Origin of the sequence: Micromonospora sp. NPDC049497, from assembly GCF_044465805.1 — a bacterium.
Lineage (GTDB): Bacteria > Actinomycetota > Actinomycetes > Mycobacteriales > Micromonosporaceae > Micromonospora.
This window is the reverse complement of record NZ_JBITMC010000006.1, coordinates 296,233-320,287: the sequence shown is the minus strand read 5'-3', so window position 1 is coordinate 320,287 and position 24,055 is coordinate 296,233. Positions and strand designations below refer to the sequence as shown.

Genomic DNA, 24,055 nt, shown 5'->3' with positions numbered 1-24,055 from the left:
GGTGCGCTGGTATCGGGTTGCGCCCCCCCCGGGGGGTTTGAGCGCGGGGCCCCCCCGTGGCCACGGGGGGCCAGGGGGGGCCCCCCCCGTATGGGGGGGGGGGGGGGGGGGGGGCCCCCCCCCCCCCGCACCGGGTGTCACAGACCGAGCAGGCGCAGCGGCACGGCGTCCGCCATGGCCTGGTTGCCGGCGTCGTTCGGGTGGATGTGGTCCCCCGAGTCGTACGCGGGCAGCAGCCGGCTGGGCTGCGCCGGGTCGCGCAGCACCGCGTCGAAGTCGAGCAGCCCGTCGAACTCGGCGGCGCCCTCGCCGCGCAGCCAGGCGTTCACCGCCTGCCGGGTGGCGTCCTTCTCCGGCGTCCACACGCCGGGCTTGCCGTGCCCCTCGTACGGGGTGAGCGTGGCGACCAGGCTGCGCAGGCCACGCGCCTGGACCTGCTGGTTGACCTGCCGCAGCGAGGCGATGATCGCGTCGGCGGAGTCGTTCGACATCCAGATGTCGTTGATCCCCAGGTGGGTGACCACGGTACGGGCGTCGGTCTGGGAGAACACGTCCTCGTCGAGCCGCGCCAGGGCGTTCGGGCCGAGTTCGTGGTAGCCGGGGAAGTCGCCCGCGCCGGGCTCCGGGCCCTCGTGGTTCAGGCGGTTGCCGGCCAGGCTGGCGTTCAGCACACCCGGGGTGCGTACGTCCGGGCGGGCGTCGATGAGCCGGTCGGCGAGCAGGTCCGGCCAGCGCTTGTTGGCGTTGACGGTGCTGCCGTTGCCGTCGGCGATGGAGTCGCCGAAGACCACCACCGAGCCGGGGCTGTGCCGACGCTGCACGTCGATCCCGGACAGGAAGAACCAGCAGCAGTTGGGACGGATGGTGAATCCGGCGCCGTCGGCGGCGGAGGTCAGGTCCGTGGCGCCGATGAAGTTGGTCTGCCGGGACTGGCCGTGGAAGGTCACCGGGCCCGTCGGCGTCGGGAAGTGCACGGTGAGCACCAGGTCGGACTGGTCGGCGACGGGGAAGTCCAGCGGGTCGCTGAGCAGTTCCGCGCCCCGGTTCATGGTGGCCGAGGCGGCGCCGCCGAAGCTCAGCTCGCGCAGCGTCGCCGGATCGATGTCGGACAGGTCGTCGGCGGTCGCGGTGTTCGGCCGGGCGATCGTCGCGCGGCCCACCCGGACCGCCTGCTCGCCGTACATGTTGCTGAGCCGCACCCGCAGCACCGGGCCGCCGACCGTGGTGTGGACGACCATCCGGACGCTCTGGTTGTTCAGGCCGGTGTTGGTCAGGCCGGTCGCGTTGCCCCGGGTGACCGCCGTCGCCCAGGTCGCCGCCCAGGTTGTCCGGTCACGCCGGTCGGCGTCGGAAGGGCCGGCGCTCGCCACCACGGCCGGGGTGCCCGTTACCAGCAGGATCGCCGCGGTGGCGACGACGTGCCATCTCTTCGGGGTCGACATTGAACCTCCATCGTGGGCAGCCCAGGGTCCCGTCCGCTGACGGCACTCACCTGGGCGATGGACCGGAAACTAATCGCCGCCGATGACGGGCGTCAATCGACCTGATCGACGTGATCAAATGTCCTCCGGGTCGGCGTGGGCACCGTTCGGCCCTGTGCCGCGTCGGCCCCTCCTGCCTACGCTCGCAGTCGGCGGCACGGTCGCCGGGGACACCGGGACCTGCCGTGCCGGTCCCCGGAGCCGCCCGGAGGCCGCTGTCGCCGATGGGGGGAGCCGCGCCGATGACCGACCGACCCGTACGCCGGACGAGCTACGTGCACCGGGCGTTGGAGCTGTTCGCGGAGTTCGGCGACCGGGACGCCCTGGTCGGTGGGGGACGCCGGTTCAGCTACGCCGACGTCCGCGCCGAGGTGCGCGGGCTGGCCGCCATGCTGAGCCGGCACGGCGTACGGCCGGGCGACGGGGTGCTGGTCGTGCTCGGCAACCCGGTGGAGGCGTCGCTCGTGCAGCTCGCCCTGCACATGCTGGGCTGCCGGACGATGTGGGTCGCCCCGGTCACCTCCCGGCGGGAGGTCGACGAGTTCGTCCGGCTCGCCCGCCCCGACGCCCTGCTCTACGACGCGCGGGACCCCGCGAGCGTGGGTCCGGACCTGGCCGCCGGCCTGCCCGGCGTACCGGTGTTCTGCCTCGGGGCGGGCGGGGCCGGCCCCGACCTGACCGGGTGGGCCGCCGAGCAGGACGCCGAGGCCGCCGACATCGACCCGTCGGTCGGGGCGCCGGCCCCGGAGTCGTTCCTGCAGACCTCCGGCACCACCGGCACCCCGAAGCTGGTGCACCACCGGGAGAGCTTCTACACCCAGGTCCTCGCGCTGGCCGCGGGCTTCCGCGCCGCCGGGTACCCGCTGCTGCGGCACCTGTCGTACTCGCCGATGTGGCTGGCCAGCGGCCAGATCACCACCCTGTTCAACCTGTTCACCGGCGGCGTGCTGTTCCCCCGCGACGGCTGGGACCCGGAGACGTTCATCCGCGCCGTCGACGCCGAGGGGATCACCTCCACGTTCGTCACCCCGCCGATGCTCTACGAGGTGCTCGACCACCCGGCGCTGGACGGCGCGGACTTCTCCGCGATGTTCATGTTCAACGTGGGCGCCGGGCCCGCCGCGCCGGCCCGGCTGCGCCAGGCGATCGCGCGCTTCGGCCCGGTGCTGCGCATCGTGTACGGGCTGAGCGAGGCCGTCGTGATCACCGCCCTGCCGGGGCTGACCGAGGACCCGGAGCACCCGGAGCGGCTGCGCTCCTGCGGGAAGCCGTACGGCGACGTGCGCGTCGAGATCCGCGCCGAGGACGGCACGGTGCTGCCACCGGGCGTGGACGGCGAGGTGTGGGTGCACACCGGCCTGCGCTTCGCCGGCTACCACGGCCAGCCGGAGCTGACCGCCGAGACGCTGGTCGACGGCTGGGTGCGGACCCGCGACATCGGGCACACCGACTCCGACGGCTACCTCTACCTGGTCGACCGCCTCTCCGACCGCATCCTCACCCGGCAGCGGAGCTGGCCGATCTACTCCCGCCCCGTCGAGGACGTGCTGGCCGGGCACCCGCAGGTCCGCGCCGCCGCCGTGATCGGCGTACCCGACGAGGTGGCCGGCGAACTGCCGTACGCCTATGTGGTGCCGGCCCCCGGCGCGACGGTGACCGGCGCGGAGCTGATCGACCTGGTGACCACCACCCTGAGCGACACCTGGGCCCCCGGCGGCGTGGAGTTCGTCGACCGGCTGCCGCTGAACCGCTCGAACAAGGTGGACAAGCGGGCGCTGCGCGCGCGGTACGCGGCCGACCACCCGTCGGCCGTCGAGCATCCGGCGGCCTCGATCGGCAGCCGGGCGTGACGCCCCGCCGCCAACTGGTCGCCCTGGTCGGCGCCGACCTCCTGTCCAACCTGGGCAGCCGGATCTCGGTGGTGGCCATCCCGTGGCTGGTGCTGGAGACCACCGGCAGCCCGGTGAAGATGGGCGTGGTGGCCGCCGCCGAGACGCTGCCCTACCTGCTGTCCAGCGCCCTGGGCACCCCCCTGGCCGACCGGATCGGGCTGCGTCGCACCTCGATCGCGGCGGACGTGGGCAGCGCCGGGCTCATGGTGGCGGTGGCGCTCACGCCGTGGCTGGGCTTCGGGGCCCTGGTGGCGCTGGTCGCCGTGGTGGGGGCGCTGCGCGGCGTCGGCGACCGGGTCAAGCACGTGCTGTTCCGGCCGGTGGCGCAGGCGGCGGACGTACCGCTGCTCCGGCTCACCTCGGTCTACGACGGGCTGGGCCGGGTGGTCACCCTCGTCGGCGCCGGCCTGGGCGGCCTGCTCATCTGGTGGTTCGGCGTGACCTGGGCGATCCTCATCGACGCGGCCACCTTCGCGGTGTGCGCCGCGCTGATCGGGCTGCTGGTCCGGTCCCCGGCGGCGACCGGCGGCGCTCCCGCCCAGCCGCAGGGGTACCTGCGGGCGCTCGGCGACGGCTTCCGGTACCTCGGCCGGGACCGGCCGCTGCTGACGATGCTGCTGGTCATCGCCGCGCTGAACATGGTGGTGAACGCCAGCATCGCCGTCTACATCCCCCTCTGGGTGGCCGACGTGCTGGGCACCCCCGCCGGGCTGGGCCTGGTGCTCGGGGCGTTCTCCGCCGGGGCGCTGCTGGGCAACGTGCTCTTCACCGTGTACGGGGCGCGGCTGCGCCGCGACCTGACCTTCGCGATCGGCGCGGCGGTCAGCGGCGCGCCCCGACTGCTGGTGCTGGCGCTCAGCGAGGACCTGCCGCTGGTGCTCGTCGTGACGTTCCTGTCCGGCATCGGCATCGCGGTGGTGAACCCACTGCTCGGCGTGGCGCTGTACGAGCGGGTGCCGGCGGATCTGCAGACCCGGGTCATCGGCCTGTCCGGCTCCCTGGCCTTCGCCGGGCTCCCGGCCGGCGCGCTGCTCGGCGGCTGGACCGTCACCGCCCTCGGCCTGGTCCCCGCCCTCCTGGCAGCAGCCGTCTTCGCCCTGCTGGTGACCGCGATCCCCCTCCTGACCGCCCTCCGCCCCCACCCCACCCCCACCCCGACCCCCTCCCCCACCCCCACCCCGACCCCCTCCCCCAGCCCACCGGGTTGATCAAGGGGTTCGCGTCAGAAATCGTCTCTCGGCTGACGCAAACTCCTTGATCAACCCGGCGGGTCGGGGCTGGGCACTGTGGAAGGCCCTCATCACGTACGACGATCCGGCCCCGGTCACGCGAGCCCTGGCGCGGCGCGCACTGGACGCGCTGCTCGACGAGGGGACCCCGGGACCCACCGGGTCGGCGTAGGGTCGGGTCGTGGCCACCTGGGACGACGTGCGGCGGATCGCGCTGAGCCTGCCGGAGACGACCGAGAAGCCCTCGTACGACGGACTGCCCGCCTGGAAGGTCCGGGACAAGGGTTTCGTCTGGGAACGACCGCTGCGCCGCGCCGACCTCGAAGCCCTCGGTGACACCGCGCCCGACGGGCCGATCCTCGGGGCGCAGGTGCCCGACCTCGGCGCCCGGGAGGCGCTGCTCGCCGACGATCCGACCGTCTACTTCACCACGCCGCACTTCGACGGCTACCCGGCCGTCCTGGTCCGGCTGGAACGCATCGACGTGGACGAGCTGACCGAGTTGATCACCGAGGGCTGGTACGCCCGCGCGCCGAAGCGCCTTGCCGCCGCCCACCGCGCCGGGCTCCCGGCTGGCTAGCCTCGACTGCGTGGCACACACGCGAACCCCGTTGACGGGGCTGGTCTTCGACATGGACGGCACACTGATCGAGTCGCACGCCGCCGTGCCGGCGGCGTACCGGGCGACGGTCCTCGCCGGGGGCGGTCGCGAGCACACCGACGAGGAGATCATCGCCGGCTACTCGCTCGGCGCGCCCGTGGACCTGCTCTCCGCGCTGCTGGGCCGCCGGGCCACCGAGGAGGACATGGCCCGCTACCACCAGGAACTGGCCGCCGCGGCCGACCGCGTGACCGTCTACCCGGGGGTGGCGGACCTGCTCGCGGAGGCCGCCCGCCGGGTGCCGGTCGGCCTGTTCACCGGGGCCAGCGCGGAGGCCGCCCGGATCCTGCTCGGGCGGACCGGCCTGGCGGAGCACGTCGCGGTGATCGTCGGCGGCGACGAGGTGGACCGGCCGAAGCCGGATCCCGAGGGCGTCCTGCTGGCCTGCCGGCGACTCGACGTCGCGCCCGGGCAGATCGCCTACGTCGGCGACTCGCCCCTGGACCTGGGCGCGGCCCGCGGTGCCGGTGCCCTGTCCGTGGCGGCGGGCTGGGGGCACATGTACGACCCGTCGGCACCCGCCGACCTGGCCGTCGCCGAGCCCGGGGACCTGCTCTCCCTCCTGGACTGACCCTGCGTTCACACCCGCCGGCCGGGCCGCACCCGTCCCGGGGTGTCGTCCACGGTGGGGGCCGTGCGCCGCGCCGCCCCGCACCGGGGACAGCGGATCGCCCGCCCGGCCGCCGTGGCCGGCACGCGCAGCCGCTGGCCGCAGGCACAGCCGAACACGACCGCCCCGGCGTCCCGCAGGTGCTCCGCCCGCGACCGGCGCGGCCACCGCGCCTGGCACCGGGCACACCACTTCGGCGGATAGCTCTGGTAGAAGCCCAGCCCGAGCGCCCCGAGGATCATCATCGCCGCGGGCACCACGGGGCCGGTCAGCGCGAGCAGTCCCCGGGGCAGGCCGGCGATCCCGTCCGTCGCGACGGACACCGCCAGGCCGAGCACCGCGAACGGAAGGCCCAGCAGCGTGAAGGTGAACCCCATCGCGAAGGCGAAGATGCTCAGCAGGAAGACGACCCACACCCCGGGAGGCGCCCAGCGCCGCACCCCGTACTCGCCGCAGCGGGGGCAGTTCGGGGAGGCGCGGTGCGGCACGGACCGCAGCAACCGGGGCGCGAGCCATGTCACCAGGGGTACGAGGACGGCTTCGAGCAGCTTCGGGGCGAGCGCCTGGAGGAACGCGTTCAGCACGACGACCCGTCCCGCCTCTCCGCGCACCGGCCGGGACGGCCGCGTGCTCCTCGGCGCATCGTCGGCCCCGCGGCCGGTCGCCGTCGCCCGCCGCGCCGCGCGACCCGGGCGGGCGTCGTCAAGCCGACAGGGCCACCCGGACCGCTTCCTCGGGCGTGGCCACGGACACCGGGCCGGCCAGGGGCACGCCGTCGGCGCCCACGACCCGCCAGCCGCCGAGCACCACCACCGGTACGCCGCCGCGCCGCATCGCCAGCGCCACCTCGCTCAGCGTCCCCCAGGAGCCGCCGACGGCGATCACCGCGTCGGCGCTCCACACCAGGACCGCGTTGCGCGCCTGCCCGAGGTTGGTGGCGACCGTGACCGTCACGTCGGCGGCGGGGCCGGGGGCGGTGCCGTCGTCGGGGCGTACGCCGACGACGAGGCCGGCGCGGGAGCGAGCGCCGGCGGCGACCGCGGCCATCACCCCGCCCCCGCCTCCGCACAGGACCGTGGCGCCGCGCTCGGCGAGCAGCTCCCCGACCCGGCGGGCGTGGGCGATCTCGGTGTCCGTCGCGGTCGCCGGCCCGCACACCGCCACCTGCGTCACGCGGTCCATCATGCCGGAGCGGTGTTAACAAGGGCCCCCTGCTCTACGCCAGGCGTTAACAGGGGGCCCTTCCTTACTGCTCAGGAGACGGCGACGCCGTACCGGCTGAGGGCGGCGGGATCGACGGCCGGTCGATCGATGGGCACATATTTTCACTGGCCAAGGCAGAGGTAAAGAGGTGGGGCTCAATATGCCGTCCCGATCGGACGATCGACGCGCCGCCGGGTGTCCGCTAGCGTGCCGGCATGCCGTCGACGTCGACCGAAGCGACCGATCCGTGGTGCCTGCGCCCCGGGGAGAGCGCGGCGCTGCTGCGCGACCACCCGTGGCGGCGATTCGTGGTGCTGGGTGACAGCGTGGCCGAGGGGCTGTGCGAGCCGGTGCCGGGCTACCCGGACGTGCAGTGGGCCGACCGGATCGCCGCCGAGCTCCGGGCCGTACGCCCCGAGCTGGCGTACCTGAACCTCGGGCTGCGCGGGTTGCGGGCGCACGAGGTCCGCGCCACCCAGCTGGCCCCGGCACTGGAGTTCCGGCCGGACCTCGCACTGGTGGTGTGCGGCGGCAACGACGCGTTCCGCCCGGCGTACGACCCGGCCGCGGTCGACGCCGAGCTGACCGCCATGGTCGAGGCGCTGCAGGCGGCCGGCGCCGACGTGATCACGGTCGGCATGTTCGACGTCTCGCACAGCCCCGCCGTGCCGGAGAAGGTCCGAGCCGGCCTCGGCGAACGCATGCGCCGCCTGGCCGCGCACACCCGCGCCCTGGCCGACCGGCTCAACACCCTCCACGTCCACCTGACCGACCATCCGCAAACGGCCGACCCGTCCATCTACAGCAGCGACGGCCGCCACGGCAGCGCCCGCAGCGACGCCATCGCGACAGCGGAAACCCTCCGCCGCCTCTCCACCCACCTCACCCACACCGTCACGGGTCGGCGGGCGGCACCGGCGACTGGGAGCCCTGGCCGACAGGTGACCTGACATCATGGCCGCATGAACAACCGCCGGCACGTCGCGGTGCTGCTGGCGATCGTGTCGAGCCTGCTGTCGGTCATGCTCGCGCTGGTGGTGAACATCGCGACCGGTGGGCGGCTGCCCGGGTCCGTCGCGCCGTACGAGTGGCTGGCCTGGCCCCTGCTCGGGCTGATGACGGTGGCGACCGCGGGCCTGGCGGTCTGGCAGCACCACCTCAACCAGGATGCCTCGCAGCCCTCTCCGCCACCGCCTCCGGCCAGGGAGGCACCGGCACCGAGCGAGCTTCCCGCCGCAGCACCGCTCGTCGGTCGTGAGGACGATCTGTCCGCCCTCGACGAGCTGGTGACCGCTCGTGCGCCGGTGGTGGTCGTGTCGGCGGCACCCGGCACCGGGAAGTCCGCCCTCGCCCTGACCTACGCCCACCGCGTGCGGGCACGCTTCCCCGACGGCCAGCTGTTCGTGCCCCTCGGCGGCGGAGGCGCCCGATCGGTGACCGCACAGGCGGCCCTGGTCGGCATGCTCGACGCCCTGGGACACTCCGGCGAGGAACGACGCGGCACCGTGGAGCAGTTGTCCGCCCGCTTCCGCTCGGCCACCGCGGACCGGCGGATCCTCGTCCTGCTGGACGACGCCGCCGACGCGGCGCAGGTCCGCCCGTTGCTACCGGGCGGAACGGCCTGCCTGGCCCTCGTCACCAGTCGTCGGCTCATCGCTGATCTGCCCGGCGCCGCCGTGCTGACCCTCGGGCCCCTGACGGCGGCGGAGGCGCTCCGGCTGATGGCCGCATCCGCCGGGGAGAGCAGGATCGCCTCAGACCCATCGGGCGCACAACGGCTCGTCAACGCCTGCGCGGGGTTGCCCCTCGCCGTGCGCATCGTCGCGGCCCGGATCCGAACCCGGCCCGAGTGGACACTCACCGCTTTCGCCGACCGGTTGGAGGACGAGAGCCGGCGGCTGGAGGAACTGCGGTTGGGCGACCGGGCCGTGCGATCCACGTTCCAGGCGACGTACGACGAGCTGACCGACCTCGACCGGCTGGTGTTCCGCCGCGCGGGCGCCCATCCGGGAGACATGTTCGTCCTCGAATCGGCCGCGCGACGGTGCGGGCTCGATTCGCCGGTGGTCCGGGAAACCCTGGACAGGCTGGTCGACGTCTTCCTGGTCGACGCCCCGACGCCGCAGCGCTACCGGCTACACGACCTGCTCCGGCTGTTCGCCGCGGAGATGCTGCAGCACCATGAGACGCCCGGCGACCGGGTCGCCTGTCTGGCGCGTCACCTCGACTGGCTACGCGAGCGGGCGAGTTCCAGGGCCGACCTGTCCGGGGAACGCGACAACATCCTCGGCGTGCTGCGGACCGCCGTGGCCGACGGTCTCGCCGAGCCCGCGTGGGCGCTCGTGGAGGCGGTCCATCCGCTGCTGACGGCTGCCGACGACCACATCTACCGGTTGCCGCTCTGGCACGCGGCCGAGCGCATCGCGGTGGCCCTGGGCGACGATCTGCGGCGGGCCCGCGCCCTGCGTTGGGTGTCGCACTCGTACGGGTTGGCCGGACAGGTCGCGCTGGAGTTGCGGACGGCGGAGCAGGCCTTCGCCCTGGCCGAGGAGTGCGGAGAGGAATGGGAACTGGCCCAGACGGCCCGCCGCCTGGGCGAGGCCCTGCGCGCCAGTGGTCGCCCTGCCGATGCCGAGGACAGGTTGGAGTACGCACTCTCGCTCTTTGAGCGGTTGGGTGAGACGAGGGAGGAGATCGAGGTACGGATCGCCCTCGGCATCCTGCACAACACGCTCGGCCGGCCCGAGGCGAGCCTCGACGTTCTGACCAGGGCCGCCGACCTCCTGCCGGCGACGGAGGAGGCGAACCACGCCTGGGTGCTGCTCGGTCTCGGCGTGGCCCACAAGCTCTCGGGCCGGCCCGTGGAGGCCGCGGAGCTGACGGCTCGGGCGTTCGATCTCGCCGAGCAGCTGGACGACGACTACCTGCGCGGGTACGCACGGCAGGAGCGGGGCTGGCTGGCGGCCGGCGAGGGACGACACGGCGACGCCGAGGGCGACTTCCGGGAGATGCTCGACGTCTTCCAGCGGATCCGGCACGGCACCGGAGTGGCCTCGGCGTATCGCGCCCTCGGCGTCGTCCTGGCCGCCCAGCGCCGCCGGGACGAGGCGGCCGACGCCGTCGCGGCGGCGTCCGCCGAGGACGAGCGGTTGGGACACCGACCCGACCCCCAGGCCACGCCCCGCCCTTCGCCCCGTTGATCAAGAGGTTCGCGTCATCGACCCCGGTATGTCGTGACGCAAACCCCTTGATCAACGGCAGAAGGCGGGGGGGGTGGGGGTGGGTGGGGTGGGTTAGTCGACTACCAGGAGGCCGGAGAGGAGGACGCCGCGGGCCAGGTTCAGGACCGCGTCGCAGCCGGGGAAGCCGGTGCGGATGCAGGCCCCGGCCGGTTCGCGGCCGAACAGGTACGGCGCGATGCTGTACGGGACGTCCGCCGACACCGTCTCGCCGGTCTCGATGTGCACGAAGTCCAGCGGGACGTCGTCGGCCCGCACGTACTGCTGGAGGATGAAACCGCCCCGCTCGGCCGCCCGGCGCACCCCGTCGCGCCACGTGTCGGCGTCGCACTCCCGGCCGATCAGCACGTCCACCCCGGCCGAGCCGTCCGCCGGCTTCGACACCAGGTCACGCTGGTCGGCGACGGCCCGGTCGAGCAGGTCCGGGGTGAGCGTCCAGGTGCGCGGCACGTACCGGTGCACGAGGTCCCGGTCGACCGCGGGCAGGTCGTCGGCGTCGTCCCAGAGCCACGCGAAGGCCGCCTTGTTGGCGATCAGCCACGCGGCGGCGGAGACCCACATCGGCACGGTGCCGGCGGCGAGGGCGGTCTCCAGGGCGTCCACCCCCGCGCTCGGGGTGACCCGGTTCGGCACGAACAGCCGGAACACCCCGTCGACCGGGGCGCCGCGCGCGACCAGGTGGGACCGGTCGTCCACCGTCAACTGGGAGACCGGGGCGATGACCAGGTCCAGGCCGAACGCGGTGGCCCGCTCGACCACCGGCGCCAGCACCCGGATGAACCGCTCCGGGTCGTCCAGTCCCGGGTACTCGGCGTCGAAGTCGAGCAGCATCGCGACCCGCGCCCCCTCCGCCAGGCTCAGCCCGGAGCGGATCGCCGCGAACCGGCGATCCACCGCGGACGGCGCCGCCTCCAGGCGGATCCGGTCGGTGAGGCCGCGCCGCCGGTAGACCTCGACGAACCGCCGTACGGTGGTGTCCGCGTCGAACGCGCCACCGAGGCTCGAGTCGATGTTGTACTCCACGACGCGGGGCAGCCCGTCGGAGAGCAGGACATCCGGGCGGAACGCCTCCAGCAGGGCCTCGGTCAGCGGCTCGTCGTCGTCCAGCAGCCGGGTCTCCCCGTCCGGCACACCCAGCAGCCGCCGCAGCTCCCCCGCCGTGCCGGCTCGCCGCCGGCACGCCTCGAAGATCAGCTGCGCCAGCCGGTCGCAGACGGCGTTGAGCACGCCGAGCGAGGTCTCGTCCATCACCGGCGGCCGGGCCAGCCGCCACTGCTTGTTGTACGTGGCCCGCCCGTCGAAGATCTCCTGCCAGGACTGCGCCCCGGCGGTCACCATGTCGGCGCGGACGTCGGCGGGCAGGTCCAGCCAGGCCCGTGCGGCCGACGGCCAGCGGTAGTCGACGTCGAGCATGTCTCACCCGTCCTTCATCACGTGTTGGATCGCGGATCGCAGCTGCTCGCGGCCCGGCTGCACGGCCCGGTCCAGCGCCGGGGCGAAGGGCAGCACCGCCCCGTCCGGGCGGGTCACCCGGCGCGGCGGCGCGACCAGGCGCACCCGCTCCACCACGGTGGCGATGACCTCCCCGGCGATGCCGCAGGACCGGTTGGAGTCGTCGACCACCACGAGCCGCCCGGTGCGCGACACCGACTCCAGCAGGCCGTCGGTGTCGAACGGGTACAGCGTGCGCGGGTCGAACACCTCCACCGACACCTGGTCGGCGAGGTCGTCGGCGACGGCCAGGGCGTCGTGCACGAGGTGGCCGACGGCCACCACGGTCACGTCGTCGCCGAAACGGTGCACCCGACCCCGGCCCAGCGGCACCGGGGCCAGCCCGGCGAGGTCGACGTCGGCGCGGAGCTCCATCGCCCCGGCCGGCGCGAACACCACCACCGGGTCGTCGCAGCGCACCGCCGACACCAGCAGGCCGTACGCGTCGGCCGGGGTGGCCGGCACGACGGTGGTCACCCCGACGTGGGCGAAGAGGCTGTACGGGTGGTCGGAGTGCTGCCCCGCCCACCCGGTACGGGAACCGGAGCCGGGCACCAGGTAGGTCACCGGCACCGCGCACTGCCCGCCGGTCATCAGCGGGAACTTGTGCGCGTGGTTGACGATCTGCTCGAACACCAGGAACAGCAGCGACGGTATCTGGAACTCGATCACCGGCCGCATCCCGGCCAGCGCCGCCCCGGTGGCGAAGCTGGTGAACGCCTGCTCCGAGAGCGGGGTGTCGAGCACCCGGTCGGGCCCGAACCGCTTGAGCAGCCCGGCGGTGACGTTGGACGCGGCGACCCGGATGTCCTCGCCGAGCAGGAACACATCCGGGTCCCGGGCCAGCTCGTCGGCGAGCGCCCGGGTCAGCGCCCGGCGGTACGACAGCTTCGGCATCTAGCCACCTCCCCGGGCGGTCAGCCCGCTGGCGTACAGGTACGCCAGCGCGTCGGCCGGGTCCGGCTCGGCGCTGGCCAGGGCGAACTCGACCGCCGCGTCGAGGGTGGCCTCGACCTCGGCGTCCACCGCCGCCCGGTCGGCGTCGGCCAGCCGCGCCCCGGCGATCTCCACCGGGTCCCGGGAGCGGCCCCGGGCCACCTCGTCCGGGGGGCGGTAGTCCAGGCGTACGGCGTGTTCGAAGGTGTGGTGCGCGTCGAAGCGGTAGGTGCGGGCCTCGACCAGCTCCGGGCCGCCGCCGGCGCGCATCCGCGCGACGGCGGCGGCCGCGACGGCGCGTACCTCCTCGGGGTCCTGGCCGTCCACGACGGACGCCGGCATGCCGAACGCCTCGGCGCGGCCGGTGATGGTGCCGGCCACCGCGCCGTCGACCGGCATGGTGGTGGCGTAGCCGTTGTTCTCGCAGACGAACAGCACCGGCACCCGCCACAGCGCGGCCAGGTTGAACGCCTCCAGCAGCATCCCCTCGTTGACCGCGCCGTCGCCGAAGAAGCTCACCCCGACGACGTCGCCGCCACGACGGCGGGCCGCCCACACCGCCCCCGTCATGATCGCCCCGGACGCGCCGACGATCGCGTTGGCGCCCAGCACGCCGACGGCGAAGTCGGCGGCGTGCATCGACCCGCCCCGGCCCCGGTTCAGCCCGGTCTCCCGGCCGCACAGCTCGGCGAGCATCCGGGCCGGGTCGGCGCCCTTGGCGAGCACGTGACCGTGCCCGCGATGGGTGCCGGCCACCACGTCGTCGGCGCGCAACGCGGCGCACACGCCGGCGGCGATCCCCTCCTGACCGAGGTACGGGTGGATGCCGCCGACGATGTGCCCGGAGCGGACCAGGCCGATCGCGCGCTCCTCGAAGCGGCGGATCAGCCGGACCGTCCGGTAGAGCCGGACCGGGTCGGACCCGGTCACCCTCGGCCCTTGATGGCGGCCAGGATGTCGTCCCAGAGCTTCGCCCGGGCGGCGAGCGCCGTGTTGACGGTGTCGGCGCACTCCTGCCACTTGACGTCGTCGTCGCCGCACAGGTCGGCGAGCATCTGCATCGCCATCGGGGTGTGCTGCTCGCCGTCGACCTCGATGTGCCGCTCCAGGTAGTCGACGAACGTGTGCAGCCGCTGGCTGCGCTCGTTGACCGCGACCACCTGGGTGAACATGTCGGGGATGAGGTCCTCCCGGCCGAACGCGAACGCGGCGGCCTGGCAGTGCACCGGAGTGGTCTCGATGATCTGCCAGGTGGTCGCGGCGAACGTCGCCGACGGGCGGGGTACGCCGGCCTCGGCCAGCGACGCGGTGACCGGACGGCCGGCCCGCAGCAGGTCGACCAGCGTGTCCACGGCGGCGGTGCCCGCGCCGGCCTCCCGCATGCCCTGCACGTACAGCTCGAAGTGGCTGATGTAGCCGTCGCCCAGCTCGTCGCTCTCCTCGACCATGACGATGTCGTTGATGAGGCGGCGGCTGCCGGTCGGGCCGGTGGGGATCCACGGCACGGTGACGCAGGTGAGCTGCCGCTGCAACGACTTCAGCAGGGACATGAAGTCCCACACCGCGAAGACGTGGTGCTCCATGAAGGTGACCAGCGCCTCGTGGGTGTCGAGGTTGGCGTAGAGCGGGTGCCGCACCACCACGTCGCGGCGGTCGGTCACCGCCTTCTCCAGGCGCTCGATCCCCGGGTGGGTCCTACCCCAGTCGTACCGTGACATGTCAGCCTCCCTGCTGGGCGCGGTGGCGCCAGATGACCGGGCAGTATTCGGGGTCCGCGTAGTCCGGCCGCCCGTCGTGGGTGCGGCGGACCAGCACGTCGTGGTTGTACGCGGCGACGGTGCCGTCGGAGAGTTGATACTCCCGCCAGGCGTTGGCGCCGTCCTGCAGGTGCAGCGAGATCGCCTGGCGGGGTCGGCCGCTGACGTTCGCGCCACTGCCGTGGTAGGTGCGGCAGTGGTGGAAGCTCATGTGTCCCTTGGGGATCACCATCGGCACCTTGCGGATCGTCGCGCCGTTGTGGGCGGCGTTCTCGGCCAGCATCTCCTCAAGCTGGTCGCGGTCCCGCTCGGCGAAGTGCCGCACCACGGTGTCGTCCGCGCCGATCTCCTTCCAGCGGTGCGAGCCGTCGACCATCGTGATGGTGCCCATCTCCTCGCCGCAGTCGTGGAAGGGGATGAAGGCGGTGAGCATGTCCTCCGACGACGACGACGCCCAGTAGTGCTTGTCGAAGTGCCAGGGCACGATGTTCGACGGTTCACCGTCGATCGGCGGCTTGAGGATCAGGGTGGACTGGAAGATCCGGATCTCGCTGGCCCGTGCCAGCCGTGCGGCGACCGCCCCGATCAGCGGCTTGCGCAGGATCGCGGCGAGGCCGTCGTGCTCGTGGTGGACGTAGTCGTTGTGCCGCTGCACCGGCCCCTTCGACGGCTCCCAGTAGGCGAGTTTCGGCGGGCGTACCGGCAGGCGGTGGTCCCGCTCCCCGGCGTAGTAGCGGTCCGCGGCGGCGGCGAGGGCGTCCACCTCGTCGTCGGTCAGCAGCTTCTTCGACAGGTACCAGCCGTGCTCGGCGTAGAACGCCACCTCCTCGTCGGTGGGCAGCAGCGCCTCCTCCTCGGCGGTCAAGGTCGGCGAAAACTCCGTCGTGGTCATGCCCCCACCCCCTGCGGTACGACCGCCGCGGCGGCCAGTTCCCGTTCCTTGGCCTCGTAGAGCGCCTTGATGTTGCCGCTGCCGAAGGTCCGCGCCCCGCGCCGCTCGATCAGCTCCAGGAACAGCGTCCGGCGCACGTGCATGGACTCGGTGAAGATCTGGAACAGCTGCCCACCGTGGTCCCGGTCGACGAGGACGCCGAGGTCCCGGAGCCGGTCCAGCGGCGCGTCGACCCGACCGACCCGCGCCTCCAGGGCGTCGTAGTAGCTGCCCGGGGTGCCCGGGAAGCGCACCCCACGCCGGGCCAGCGTCTCCACGGCGGTCACGATGTCGTCGGTGCGCAGCCCGAGGTGCTGCACCCCGGCACCCGCGTGCTGGTCGAGGAACGCGTCGATCTGCCCCGCCCGGCCGGTCGTGTCCGGCTCCAGCAGCACCAGGGTCACCCGCTCCGACGGGCTCTGCACGACCGTCGAGTTCATCGCCTGCCCGTCGACCTCGATGCGTTCGGTGAAGATCTCGGAGAAGCCGAACACCTCCCGGTACTGCCGGACCGTGGTCTCCAGGTGCCCCGGCGGCACGCAGACCGCCAGGTGGTCGATCTCGGCGAGCAGCTTGTCGGCGTCACCGTCGACGGGGACCGCCTCGATCACGCCGGGCAGGAAGTCGCGACGGTCACCGCGCCGCTGCACCAGCCGGTGCACCACGTCGCCGAAGCCCCCCACCTCGGCGGTGACCACCTCGGTGTCCGCACCGGTGACGGTGGTCGGGGGCGTCACGGCGGTCGCGCCCCGGTCCAGCAGCTCGGCGTACGCCCCGGCGGCGTCGTCCACCTCCAGGGCCACCACGGCGATGCCGTCGCCGTGCCGCTGCACGTACCGTGCCGCCGGATGGTCGGCGGTGAGCCCGGAGGTCAGCACCATCCGGATGTCGGCCTGCCCCAGCAGCAGCGACCGCTGCCCGGCCAGCCCGGTCTCCGGGCCCCCCTGGCCGAGCAGGCCGAAGCCGACCGCACGGCAGAAGTAGAAGGCGGCCTGCCGGGCGTCCCCCACGTAGAGTTCGATGTGGTCTATCCCACGGATGTCCATGTCCCAGCCCTTTCCACGGTTCCGCCCGTGGTCGTCGTTGCCGGTGGTGTCGTCACCCGCGGGTCCCCGCGGTCCGCGCGAGCAGCAGGCTCACGTTCTGGCCGCCGAACCCGAAGGAGTTGGTCAGCGCGTACTCCGCCTCGGTGGCCCGGGGCTCGGCGCGGATGTGGTCCGCCGGACACGCCGGGTCCGGGTCGTCCAGGTTGTACGTCGGCGGCAGCAGCCCCCGGCCGAGCGCCAGCGCGGTGGCCGCCGTCTCCAGCACACCGGACGCGCCGAGCAGGTGGCCGGTCAGCGCCTTGGTCGAGCTGACCGGGACCCCGCCGACGCCGAAGACCTCCGCGAGGGCGGTCGTCTCGGCGATGTCGCCGAGCTTCGTGCCGGTGCCGTGCGCGTTGACGTAGCCGACCCGGGCGGCGGGCACGCCGCCGCCGGCCAGCGCGCGCCGCATGCACTCGGCCGCGCCGGCGCCGTCCGGGCGCGGGGCCGTCGGGTGGTACGCGTCGGTGGTCACCCCGTAGCCGGCGACCTCGGCGTACCCGGTGGCGCCCCGGGCCGCCGCGTGTTCGGCGCGCTCCAGGACCAGCAGGGCCGCGCCCTCGGCGAGGACGAACCCGTTGCGCCGGCGGTCGAACGGCCGGCTGGCCGCCGTGGGGTCGTCCCACCCCCGGGCGAGGGCCCGCGCGTTGCCGAAGGTGTCGGCGAAGGTCGGGAACAGCGGCGCCTCGCTGGCCCCGCAGAGCACCACGTCGGCCTCCCCGGCGCGGATCAGCCGCACCCCGTCGGCGACCGCCTGGGCGCCGGAGGCGCAGGCCGTGCCGACCGACGAGCTGTAACCGCGGATGCCGTACCGGATGGCGATCCGCGCCGAGGGCATGTTCGGCAGGATCCCGGTGAGCAGGTACGGGCTGACCGCCGCCCGGCCCCGCTCGGCCCGGGCCAGCACCTGCTTCTCCAGCGTGGCCATGCCACCGACGCCGCCCACGATGACCGCGACACGGTCCGGGGCGACGTCCCGGCCCACCTCGATGCCGGCGTCGGCGAGCGCCTCGGCGGCGGTGAGCAGGGCGAGGACGACGATCCGGTCGAGCACCTTGGCCTCCGGGCCGGAGGCGACGGTGCGCGCGTCGACGTCCGGCAGCACCCCGGCGACCTCCAGGCTCCCGGCGGCCGGATGGTCCTCCGGCGGCCGGGTCAGCCCGGACTTGCCGGCGCACAGCGCGTCGAACGTGGCGTCGACACCCCGCCCGGCCGGGGTGAACAACCCCATTCCGGTGATCACGGCGGTCATGAGGACGCCTCGCTGAGGTAGCGCTCCCGGAGCACGACCTTGCGGACCTTGCCGGTGACGGTGACCGGGATGTCGTCGGAGCGGACCGGCACCACCCGGCGCAGCGTCGCCCCCACGTCCGCACCGAGCGCGGCGCGCACCCGCTCGGTGCGGTCCTCGGTCCCGTCCGCACCGGCGGCCAGCTCCAGCAGCACGTCGGTGACCACCGCGTCGCCCTCGCGCACGATGACCACCGTGCAGTCGGTGACGTCCGGGCAGGAGGCGAGGATCCGCTCCTCCGACAGCGCCGTGTAGAACCGCTTCCCGCCGCCGGCGTCGACCGCGTCGACCGCCCGGTCCACGTGGCAGTACCGGCCCTCCTCGTCGGCGTACACCAGGTCGCCGGTGAGGTACCAGCCACGCTGGCGGAACCGGTACGTGGTCACCGAGTCGTTCCAGTAGCCCCGGAACAGCGACGGCGAGTCGATGCCGAGCCAGCCCACCTCGCCGGCCCGCACCGGGTCGCCGTGCGCGTCGAGGACGGCGACCTTCGTGAACCGGTAGGGACGACCGATGCAGCGGCCGTACCGGTCGGTGTCGCGGGTGTGGGTGACGTGGAACATCGAGTGCCCCATCTCGCTGGAGCCGAGCCCGTCGATGAAGACCGACCCGGGCACGCGGGTGACGCCGTCGCGGGTCATGACGTCCCGGGAGCCGACCGCCACCAGCCGCCGGATGTGCGGCTCGTGCGAGCTGTCCCCGGTGTTGAACCACAGCCGCACCGAGTCCAGGTCGTACGCCGACAGGTCGAACCGGGCCAGCTCCGCCCAGGTGACCGAGAAGCCGAACACCCCGTCGGGCCGCCACCGCTGGATCGCGTCCAGCACCCGCTCGCCGCCCTGGTCGGAGAGGAGGAACATCTCCGCGGAGTTGCCGAGGGCCTGGTTGACCATCAGCACGGTGGCGGTGTGCGGGGCGGGCAGCGCGTTGAGGATCCGGCGGGTGCCCTGCGCCTGCGGCATGGACAGCAGGTGCCGGGTCGCGGCGAACAGGCTGGCGTGCGAGTGCAGCACCGCCTTCGGCACACCGGTGGTGCCGGACGTGTGGGTGATGACGATCGGGTCGTCCGGGTGGTGCCGGTAGTGCGCGGGCGCGGCGGCCGGGTCCCCGGTGCCCGCCTCGGCGGGCGTGCCGATCACCGGCACACCGAGGTCGTGCCCGGCGAGCAGCGCGACGTGGGCGTCGTCGGCGAGCACACCGACGCCGCGCAGGCGGCGGACGTACTCGGCGGCGATTTCCGGCCGCAGCCTGCCGTTCATCAGCGCTGGGATCGCGCCGAGCCGGGTCAGCGCGAGGTAGCTCAGCACCATGTCGGCCGCCGCCGTCGCCCACACCGCGACCGGGTCGCGTGGCTGCACCCCGCGTTCGTGCAGCCACGCGGCCCGGGCGGCCACCCGCTCGTCCAGCTGTCCCAGCGTGAGCGGGTGCTCGGCGGGGTGCCCGTCGACGACGGTGTCGAAGGTGAGTCCCGGCCCGTCCGGGTCGGCGCCGTGCGCCAGCACCCGGGTCAGGACGTTGCCCGCGCCGATCAGCTCGTCGGCGGCGAGTGCGCCGCGCAGTCCCCTGGTCCTCATGGTGTGTCTCCTCCCCCCAGCAGCACCGCGACGGCCCGGACCCGGTCGGGGTCCTCCGCACCGCCGTCGTCGGGTGCGTGTGCGATCAGGACCAGCAACGCCGTGTCGGCGTCGCCGTCGTACAGCAGCAGGTCGGCCTCGGCGAACCCGTCGCGTCGCGGGTCACCGGTCGGTGCGAGGCAGACCACCGGCCCGCCCAGTCCCCAGCGCGCGGCCACGTGCCCGAGCACGCTGTTCGGCACCGACTGGAAGAAGAACAGCGGCCCCGGTCGCCCACCGTCGGCCACCGTGGCCCGCACGTGCGCCGCGCTGGCCCGGTCACCGTCGGCGCTGACCAGCACGACCGCGGTACGCGCGCCGTCCGGTGCGGGCCGCTGCCCGTACGCCCTCGTCAGGCACCGCTCGGCAACCGCCGCGACCAGCGGGCTGAAGTCCGAGTGCACGAACCCGGGCACCGGCGGCGGTGCGCCGTCGCCGGGCTCGGGCCACGTCGCCTCGGCCAGCACCCGCAACGTGGCGGTCATGCCGCACCCACCAGCAGGGCGGTGTTGGCGCCGCCGAAGGCGGCGTTGAGGGTGAGCGCGTGCCGGGTCGCGGCGGGCCGGGGCGCGTCGAGGATGACGTCCACCGGGCAGTCCGGGTCCGGGCCGACCCAGCCGGCGTTCACCGGAAGCTTCCCGTCCCGCAGCGCCAGCACGGTCACCACCAGTTCGAGCAGGCCGGACGCCTCCAGGGCGTGGCCGTGCAGCGCCTTGGTGGAGCTGACCGGCGGGGTCGCCGCGCCGAACACCGCGCGCAGCGCCGCCGCCTCGGACACGTCGCTTCCGCCGGTGCCGGTGGCGTTGGCGTTGACGTACCCGATCGCCTCCGGCGCCAGCCCGGCCCGGTCCAGCGCGGCGCGGGCCGCGCGGGCCAGGCCGCGCCCGGTCGGCTCGGGCTGGCAGGGGTGGAAGGCGTCGCCGGCCCGGCCCCAGCCGAGCAGGTCGGCCAGCGGACGGCGGGCCCGGTCGGCCCGTTCCAGGATCACCGCCGCCACCCCGTCGCCGAGCAGCAGGCCGGTGCGACCGGCACTGAACGGGCGGACCGCGCCGTCGGTGGCCAGGGCCCGGCCGGTGTCGAAGAGGGCGTACTGGTCGGGCTCGACGAGGTACCCGGCGGCGATTACCGCCCGGTCCAGGTCGCCGCGGCCCACCAGCGCCGCAGCGTCGGCGACCGCGCTGGTCGCCGAGACGCAGGCGGTGGTGTACGCGCGGGTCCCGCCGCCCAGCCCGCACCGCTGCGCCAGACCGGTGGCCAGCTCCGGCACGCCCACGCCGCCGTGCACCGCCAGCAGCAGGGCCGTGCCGGCCCGCCGGGCGGCGTCCAGACCGGCGTCGGCGCAGGCGGCGTCGACGGCCTCGGCGAGTTCGGCGGCCAGGTCGCCGACGTCGGGCAGGGTGGCGGCGGCGTCGACCCGGCGGGGGCCGGTGTCGAAGCGGCCCACCGGCCCGAAGGCCGGCGTCCCGGCGAGCACGCCCGCCAACTGCGCCCCGGCACCCCGGCCGAGGGCACTCGTCGCGTGGACACCGGTGAGCTGGACGCGCCCCCGCTCAGCCATCTGCGGGATCGGTCAGGGAGGTCCGGAAGACCGCCAGGGCGTCGTCGACGGTCCGGACACCGGCGAGCTGGTCGTCGGTGAGGTCGAGCCGCCGGTCGTAACGCTGCTCGACCAGGTGCACCAGCCAGGCCAGCTCCATCGAGCCGATCCGGTCGGGCACCGTGGCGGCAGGTTGCGCGCTCAGCTCGGCGAGCATGGTCACCAGGTCAGCTCGCCCCAGGTCGGGCTGACCGGCCATCAGGAGCGGTCGCTCGTCGCCCCGGCGACCCGGTCGGCGACCATCGTGGTGAACTCGCCGACCGTCATCAGGGCCAGCTTCTCGGACTCGTCCTCGGCGAAGGTGAGCCCGTACCGGTCCTCGACCCGGACCGAGAGGTCGGCCAGTGCGAGGGATTCCAGGTCCACCCCGGACGGACCGAGGGTGGTGTCGTCGTCGATGTCCTCCACGTCGTAGTTCATGTCGGCGAGCTGCTCGATGACGAAGGCGCGGACCTCGGCTCTCATGGTTAACCTCTTTCCGTGAGCCAACTACCGGTGCCCGGTCGGGACACCGTGTACGTGTGCGTCGGTCGGTACGCCGGCGGTCGGCCGGCCCCGTCCGGGCCGCTGCTGCGGCGGTTGGGTGTCGCCCTGCTCGGCGCCCCGGCGGATCGGTTGGTGGTGGAGCACCGGCCCGGTGGGAGCCCCGTCGTCCGGGTCGGCGGACCGTCCGACGGCGACCCGTCCACCGGGCCGGTCGTCCTGCCGGTCAGCGTCAGCCGCACGGACGGGTTCGTGGTGGCGGCCGCGCGACCGGGCGGACCGGTCGGCGTCGACGTGGAGCGCCTGCGCCCGCTGCCCGCGCCGGCCCTGGCCGCGCGCTGGTACGCCGCGGACGAGGCGGCCTGGCTCGCCGGCCGGCCGGAGGACGCCCGGGTGGAGGACTTCCTGCGGCTGTGGACCGCGAAGGAGGCCGTCGGCAAGGCGCTCGGCGTGGGGCTGCGCGACGGTGGGCTGCGCCGGCGCGTACCGGTCCCCCGCGGCGCGGGGCCGCTGCTGCGGGTGGTGCCGGCCCGACCGGACGTACGGGTCGGGCATCCCCGGGTGCCGGGGGCGCTGGTGCTCGCGGTGGCGGTGGTCGGTGCGGAGGACGGGGTCGACGTCGTCGTCGAGGCGGTGCAGGGGACCGGTCACCGGGTGGCCGCCGTCCGCAGCGCGTCGACCGAGCGGACCAGCTTCCCGGTGGTGGTGCGGGGCAGCTGATCGAGCAGGTGCAGGGTGCGGGGGCGCTTGTAGCCGGCCAGCCGCTCGGCGAGCAGCTTGTCCAGCATCTCCTCGGACAGCGGCCCGTCCGGCTGCACGTACGCGGTGATCCCGCCGTCCCAGACCACGACGGCGGTGGCGACCCCGGGCAGGTCGGCGACGGTCGTCTCCACCTCGGTCAGGTCGACCTTCATGCCGCCCACCGACACCTGGGAGTCGAGCCGGCCGCGCACGGTGACCAGGCCGCTGGCCTCGTCGACGGTGCCGGCGTCGCGGGTGTGCAGCCAGCCGTCGGACCACCGGGTCGGGTCGGTGAGCCCCACGTACGGCGACGCCGGGCAGCTGACCCGCAGTTCACCGGCGACCTCGCGCACCTCGATGCCGGGCGCGGGCGCGATCGACGGGCGGTGCCGCCCGTGCAGGTCGGTGCCGATGACGCCGACCTCGGTCATTCCGTACATGTTGCCCAGCGGTACGCCGAACCGGTCGGTGAAGGCGCGGGCCACGGCGGCCGGGACCAGTTCCCCGCCGGTGGTCATGCGCTTGAACTGCGGCAGCGGGCCGGCCGCGCGGGTGGCGGTGACGAGTCCGATGTGGAACGGCACGCCGAGCACGGTCGCCGGCGTGTGGGCGGCGGCGATGGCCGCCAGCACGGCGTCGCCGCTGAGCCGCTCCGGCGGGACCAGTTCCACCCCGGCGTGCAGGCCGTAGAGCAGGCCACCGACCAGGCCGAGCACGTGCACCATCGAGGGCAGCAGGACGATCCGCTCGCCGGGCAGGGCCACCCCGTCGATGCGGGTGTAGCGGTGCACCTCGGCGACCAGATCGGCCGCCGTCCGGCCGATCACCTTGGACGGGCCGGTCGAGCCGGAGCTGAGCTGGATCACCGCGTGTCCGCTGACGGCGGGACGGTCGGCGTACGGGGTGACGCCCTCGGTCACGTCGACGAAGACCCGCAGGGCGCCGCCCCCGGTGCGGACCGGGGCGACGACCACCTGCGGGGTGAGACGTTCCAGGGCGCGGTCCACCTCGTGGTCGGTGAGCCGGTGGTCGAGCAGGATCGCCTGCGCCCCGGTGCGCCACGTCGCGAGCAGGTTCACCACGTACGCCAGCGAGGGCGGCATGCGCAGCGCCGCGGCCCCGCCGGAGCGTAGTCCGGCGGCGGTCAGGCGCTCCTGCGCGGCACTCACCAGCCGGCGGAGGGTCGCCCGGTCCACCGGCTCGGGCAAACTGAGACAAACATCGGTCGAACGTCCGATGAACAACACTTCGTCAACCCACCCCGGGTCTGTCGCCTTAGGATCTTCGGTCGACGAGTGCGTCACCACTACCGTTCACCGCCCAGCATGAATGAGGGCGAATCCGCCCATAAGAAGCTTCTTTCGGGGTGCTGCGGGGAACCCTACGACAGCCGTCAGATCCATTGCTAGATGCAAATGGCTAGATCAGAAAGGGCGGCCGGCCGGATTGTCGCGGCTCGATCCGGCGGGCAGGATCAGGCGCGTACGCCGGCTTCGCGACACCGCCGGATGCCCCCTCGTGCGTCCGGCGCGGCCCGGATGCCGACCGTCGCCGCCGGCCGGACCGTTCGGGCGAGCCGCACAATCGGTCAGCACGACCGCACGGGCCGTTAGGAGGATGGCCAACCGCATCCGTCTGCGAGCGGCGACTCGGGTGCCGGCTCGCGCCCGTCGGCGCCCGTCCACGATGCGGCGCGGGGGGACGGTGCCGACGGCGACGTCCCGGGCTCGTCATGGTCCCGGGGCCCGTCATGGTCCCCCGGTACGTCATGGTCCGGAGTCCGTCGTGTCCCGGGGTCCGTCGTGGCACTGTCGA

At 74.2% G+C, this 24,055-nt stretch carries 23 protein-coding genes; 7 read left to right on the top strand and 16 right to left on the bottom strand.

Going from position 1 to position 24,055, the window contains the following annotated elements; translation table 11 throughout:
* Nucleotides 1-137: 137 nt before the first annotated feature.
* On the bottom strand, nt 138-1,442 hold the full coding sequence (locus ACIBR0_RS12435; RefSeq protein WP_396714885.1) for an SGNH/GDSL hydrolase family protein: 1,305 nt from the start codon (nt 1,440-1,442) through the stop codon (nt 138-140).
* A gap of 281 nt (nt 1,443-1,723) precedes the next feature.
* On the opposite strand from ACIBR0_RS12435, the gene ACIBR0_RS12430 reads away from it, so the two are divergent.
* The 4 genes from ACIBR0_RS12430 to ACIBR0_RS12415 all read left to right on the top strand — a co-directional run bounded on the left by ACIBR0_RS12430 (nt 1,724) and on the right by ACIBR0_RS12415 (nt 5,834).
* Nucleotides 1,724-3,331 (top strand): class I adenylate-forming enzyme family protein, encoded by a 1,608-nt coding sequence (locus ACIBR0_RS12430; protein WP_396714883.1) that lies wholly within the window; start codon nt 1,724-1,726, stop codon nt 3,329-3,331.
* Nucleotides 3,328-4,581, top strand: coding sequence for an MFS transporter (locus tag ACIBR0_RS12425; protein WP_396714881.1), 1,254 nt, complete (start codon nt 3,328-3,330; stop codon nt 4,579-4,581). The genes ACIBR0_RS12430 and ACIBR0_RS12425 overlap by 4 nt, the downstream gene beginning before the upstream one ends.
* Nucleotides 4,582-4,783: 202 nt before the next feature.
* Nucleotides 4,784-5,182: an MmcQ/YjbR family DNA-binding protein gene (locus ACIBR0_RS12420; RefSeq protein ID WP_396714879.1), complete on the top strand. Its 399-nt coding sequence runs from the start codon at nt 4,784-4,786 to the stop codon at nt 5,180-5,182.
* 10 nt (nt 5,183-5,192) lie between these two features.
* Nucleotides 5,193-5,834, top strand: a complete 642-nt coding sequence (locus ACIBR0_RS12415) for an HAD family hydrolase (RefSeq protein ID WP_396714877.1) — start codon at nt 5,193-5,195, stop codon at nt 5,832-5,834.
* A gap of 8 nt (nt 5,835-5,842) precedes the next feature.
* On the opposite strand, the gene ACIBR0_RS12410 is transcribed toward ACIBR0_RS12415, so the two are convergent.
* Both ACIBR0_RS12410 and ACIBR0_RS12405 read right to left on the bottom strand, forming a co-directional pair.
* Nucleotides 5,843-6,457, bottom strand: a complete 615-nt coding sequence (locus ACIBR0_RS12410) for a hypothetical protein (protein ID WP_396714875.1) — start codon at nt 6,455-6,457, stop codon at nt 5,843-5,845.
* 118 nt (nt 6,458-6,575) lie between these two features.
* Nucleotides 6,576-7,046: a dethiobiotin synthetase gene (locus ACIBR0_RS12405; RefSeq protein ID WP_396714873.1), complete on the bottom strand. Its 471-nt coding sequence runs from the start codon at nt 7,044-7,046 to the stop codon at nt 6,576-6,578.
* A 245-nt stretch (nt 7,047-7,291) separates the two neighbouring features.
* On the opposite strand from ACIBR0_RS12405, the gene ACIBR0_RS12400 reads away from it, so the two are divergent.
* The gene (locus tag ACIBR0_RS12400) at nt 7,292-8,026 is read left to right on the top strand and encodes an SGNH/GDSL hydrolase family protein (RefSeq protein ID WP_396714871.1); all 735 of its coding nucleotides are present in this window, start codon (nt 7,292-7,294) and stop codon (nt 8,024-8,026) included.
* 12 nt (nt 8,027-8,038) lie between these two features.
* The gene (locus ACIBR0_RS12395) at nt 8,039-10,276 is read left to right on the top strand and encodes an ATP-binding protein (RefSeq protein WP_396714869.1); all 2,238 of its coding nucleotides are present in this window, start codon (nt 8,039-8,041) and stop codon (nt 10,274-10,276) included.
* Nucleotides 10,277-10,369: 93 nt separating this feature from the next.
* Here ACIBR0_RS12395 and ACIBR0_RS12390 read toward each other — a convergent pair whose 3' ends face one another.
* The 12 genes from ACIBR0_RS12390 to ACIBR0_RS12335 are packed head-to-tail and all read right to left on the bottom strand — an operon-like array spanning nt 10,370 to nt 21,481.
* Nucleotides 10,370-11,728, bottom strand: coding sequence for a hypothetical protein (locus ACIBR0_RS12390; protein ID WP_396714868.1), 1,359 nt, complete (start codon nt 11,726-11,728; stop codon nt 10,370-10,372).
* 3 nt (nt 11,729-11,731) lie between these two features.
* Nucleotides 11,732-12,703, bottom strand: a complete 972-nt coding sequence (locus ACIBR0_RS12385; protein ID WP_396714866.1) for an alpha-ketoacid dehydrogenase subunit beta — start codon at nt 12,701-12,703, stop codon at nt 11,732-11,734.
* Nucleotides 12,704-13,672, bottom strand: a complete 969-nt coding sequence (locus ACIBR0_RS12380) for a thiamine pyrophosphate-dependent dehydrogenase E1 component subunit alpha (protein WP_396714864.1) — start codon at nt 13,670-13,672, stop codon at nt 12,704-12,706. It lies immediately after the preceding gene.
* Nucleotides 13,669-14,460 (bottom strand): DUF3050 domain-containing protein, encoded by a 792-nt coding sequence (locus tag ACIBR0_RS12375; protein ID WP_396714862.1) that lies wholly within the window; start codon nt 14,458-14,460, stop codon nt 13,669-13,671. Before ACIBR0_RS12375 ends, ACIBR0_RS12380 begins: the two co-directional genes overlap by 4 nt.
* A gap of 1 nt (nt 14,461) precedes the next feature.
* Nucleotides 14,462-15,391, bottom strand: a complete 930-nt coding sequence (locus tag ACIBR0_RS12370) for a phytanoyl-CoA dioxygenase family protein (RefSeq protein WP_396714860.1) — start codon at nt 15,389-15,391, stop codon at nt 14,462-14,464.
* Nucleotides 15,388-16,476 carry a 4-hydroxyphenylpyruvate dioxygenase gene (hppD, locus tag ACIBR0_RS12365; protein WP_396714858.1) on the bottom strand — a complete coding sequence of 363 codons (1,089 nt, stop codon included), beginning with the start codon at nt 16,474-16,476 and terminating at the stop codon, nt 15,388-15,390. Before hppD ends, ACIBR0_RS12370 begins: the two co-directional genes overlap by 4 nt.
* A gap of 52 nt (nt 16,477-16,528) precedes the next feature.
* A complete protein-coding gene (locus ACIBR0_RS12360) occupies nt 16,529-17,767 on the bottom strand; it encodes a beta-ketoacyl-[acyl-carrier-protein] synthase family protein (protein WP_396714856.1) in 1,239 nt (412 codons plus the stop codon).
* A complete protein-coding gene (locus ACIBR0_RS12355; RefSeq protein WP_396714854.1) occupies nt 17,764-19,380 on the bottom strand; it encodes a class I adenylate-forming enzyme family protein in 1,617 nt (538 codons plus the stop codon). Before ACIBR0_RS12355 ends, ACIBR0_RS12360 begins: the two co-directional genes overlap by 4 nt.
* The gene (locus ACIBR0_RS12350) at nt 19,377-19,904 is read right to left on the bottom strand and encodes a hypothetical protein (RefSeq protein ID WP_396714853.1); all 528 of its coding nucleotides are present in this window, start codon (nt 19,902-19,904) and stop codon (nt 19,377-19,379) included. Before ACIBR0_RS12350 ends, ACIBR0_RS12355 begins: the two co-directional genes overlap by 4 nt.
* Entirely contained in the window at nt 19,901-20,977 is a 1,077-nt protein-coding gene (locus ACIBR0_RS12345) for a beta-ketoacyl synthase N-terminal-like domain-containing protein (RefSeq protein WP_396714851.1), read from the bottom strand. The genes ACIBR0_RS12350 and ACIBR0_RS12345 overlap by 4 nt, the downstream gene beginning before the upstream one ends.
* Nucleotides 20,970-21,215, bottom strand: coding sequence for an acyl carrier protein (locus tag ACIBR0_RS12340; RefSeq protein ID WP_396714849.1), 246 nt, complete (start codon nt 21,213-21,215; stop codon nt 20,970-20,972). The genes ACIBR0_RS12345 and ACIBR0_RS12340 overlap by 8 nt, the downstream gene beginning before the upstream one ends.
* Entirely contained in the window at nt 21,215-21,481 is a 267-nt protein-coding gene (locus tag ACIBR0_RS12335; RefSeq protein WP_357042770.1) for an acyl carrier protein, read from the bottom strand. Before ACIBR0_RS12335 ends, ACIBR0_RS12340 begins: the two co-directional genes overlap by 1 nt.
* 15 nt (nt 21,482-21,496) lie before the next feature.
* On the opposite strand from ACIBR0_RS12335, the gene ACIBR0_RS12330 reads away from it, so the two are divergent.
* Nucleotides 21,497-22,219, top strand: coding sequence for a 4'-phosphopantetheinyl transferase family protein (locus ACIBR0_RS12330; protein WP_396714847.1), 723 nt, complete (start codon nt 21,497-21,499; stop codon nt 22,217-22,219).
* Here the strand turns inward: ACIBR0_RS12330 and ACIBR0_RS12325 are convergent.
* Entirely contained in the window at nt 22,147-23,547 is a 1,401-nt protein-coding gene (locus tag ACIBR0_RS12325) for a class I adenylate-forming enzyme family protein (protein ID WP_396714845.1), read from the bottom strand. The genes ACIBR0_RS12330 and ACIBR0_RS12325 overlap by 73 nt on opposite strands.
* Between the last annotated feature and the right edge of the window lie 508 nt (nt 23,548-24,055).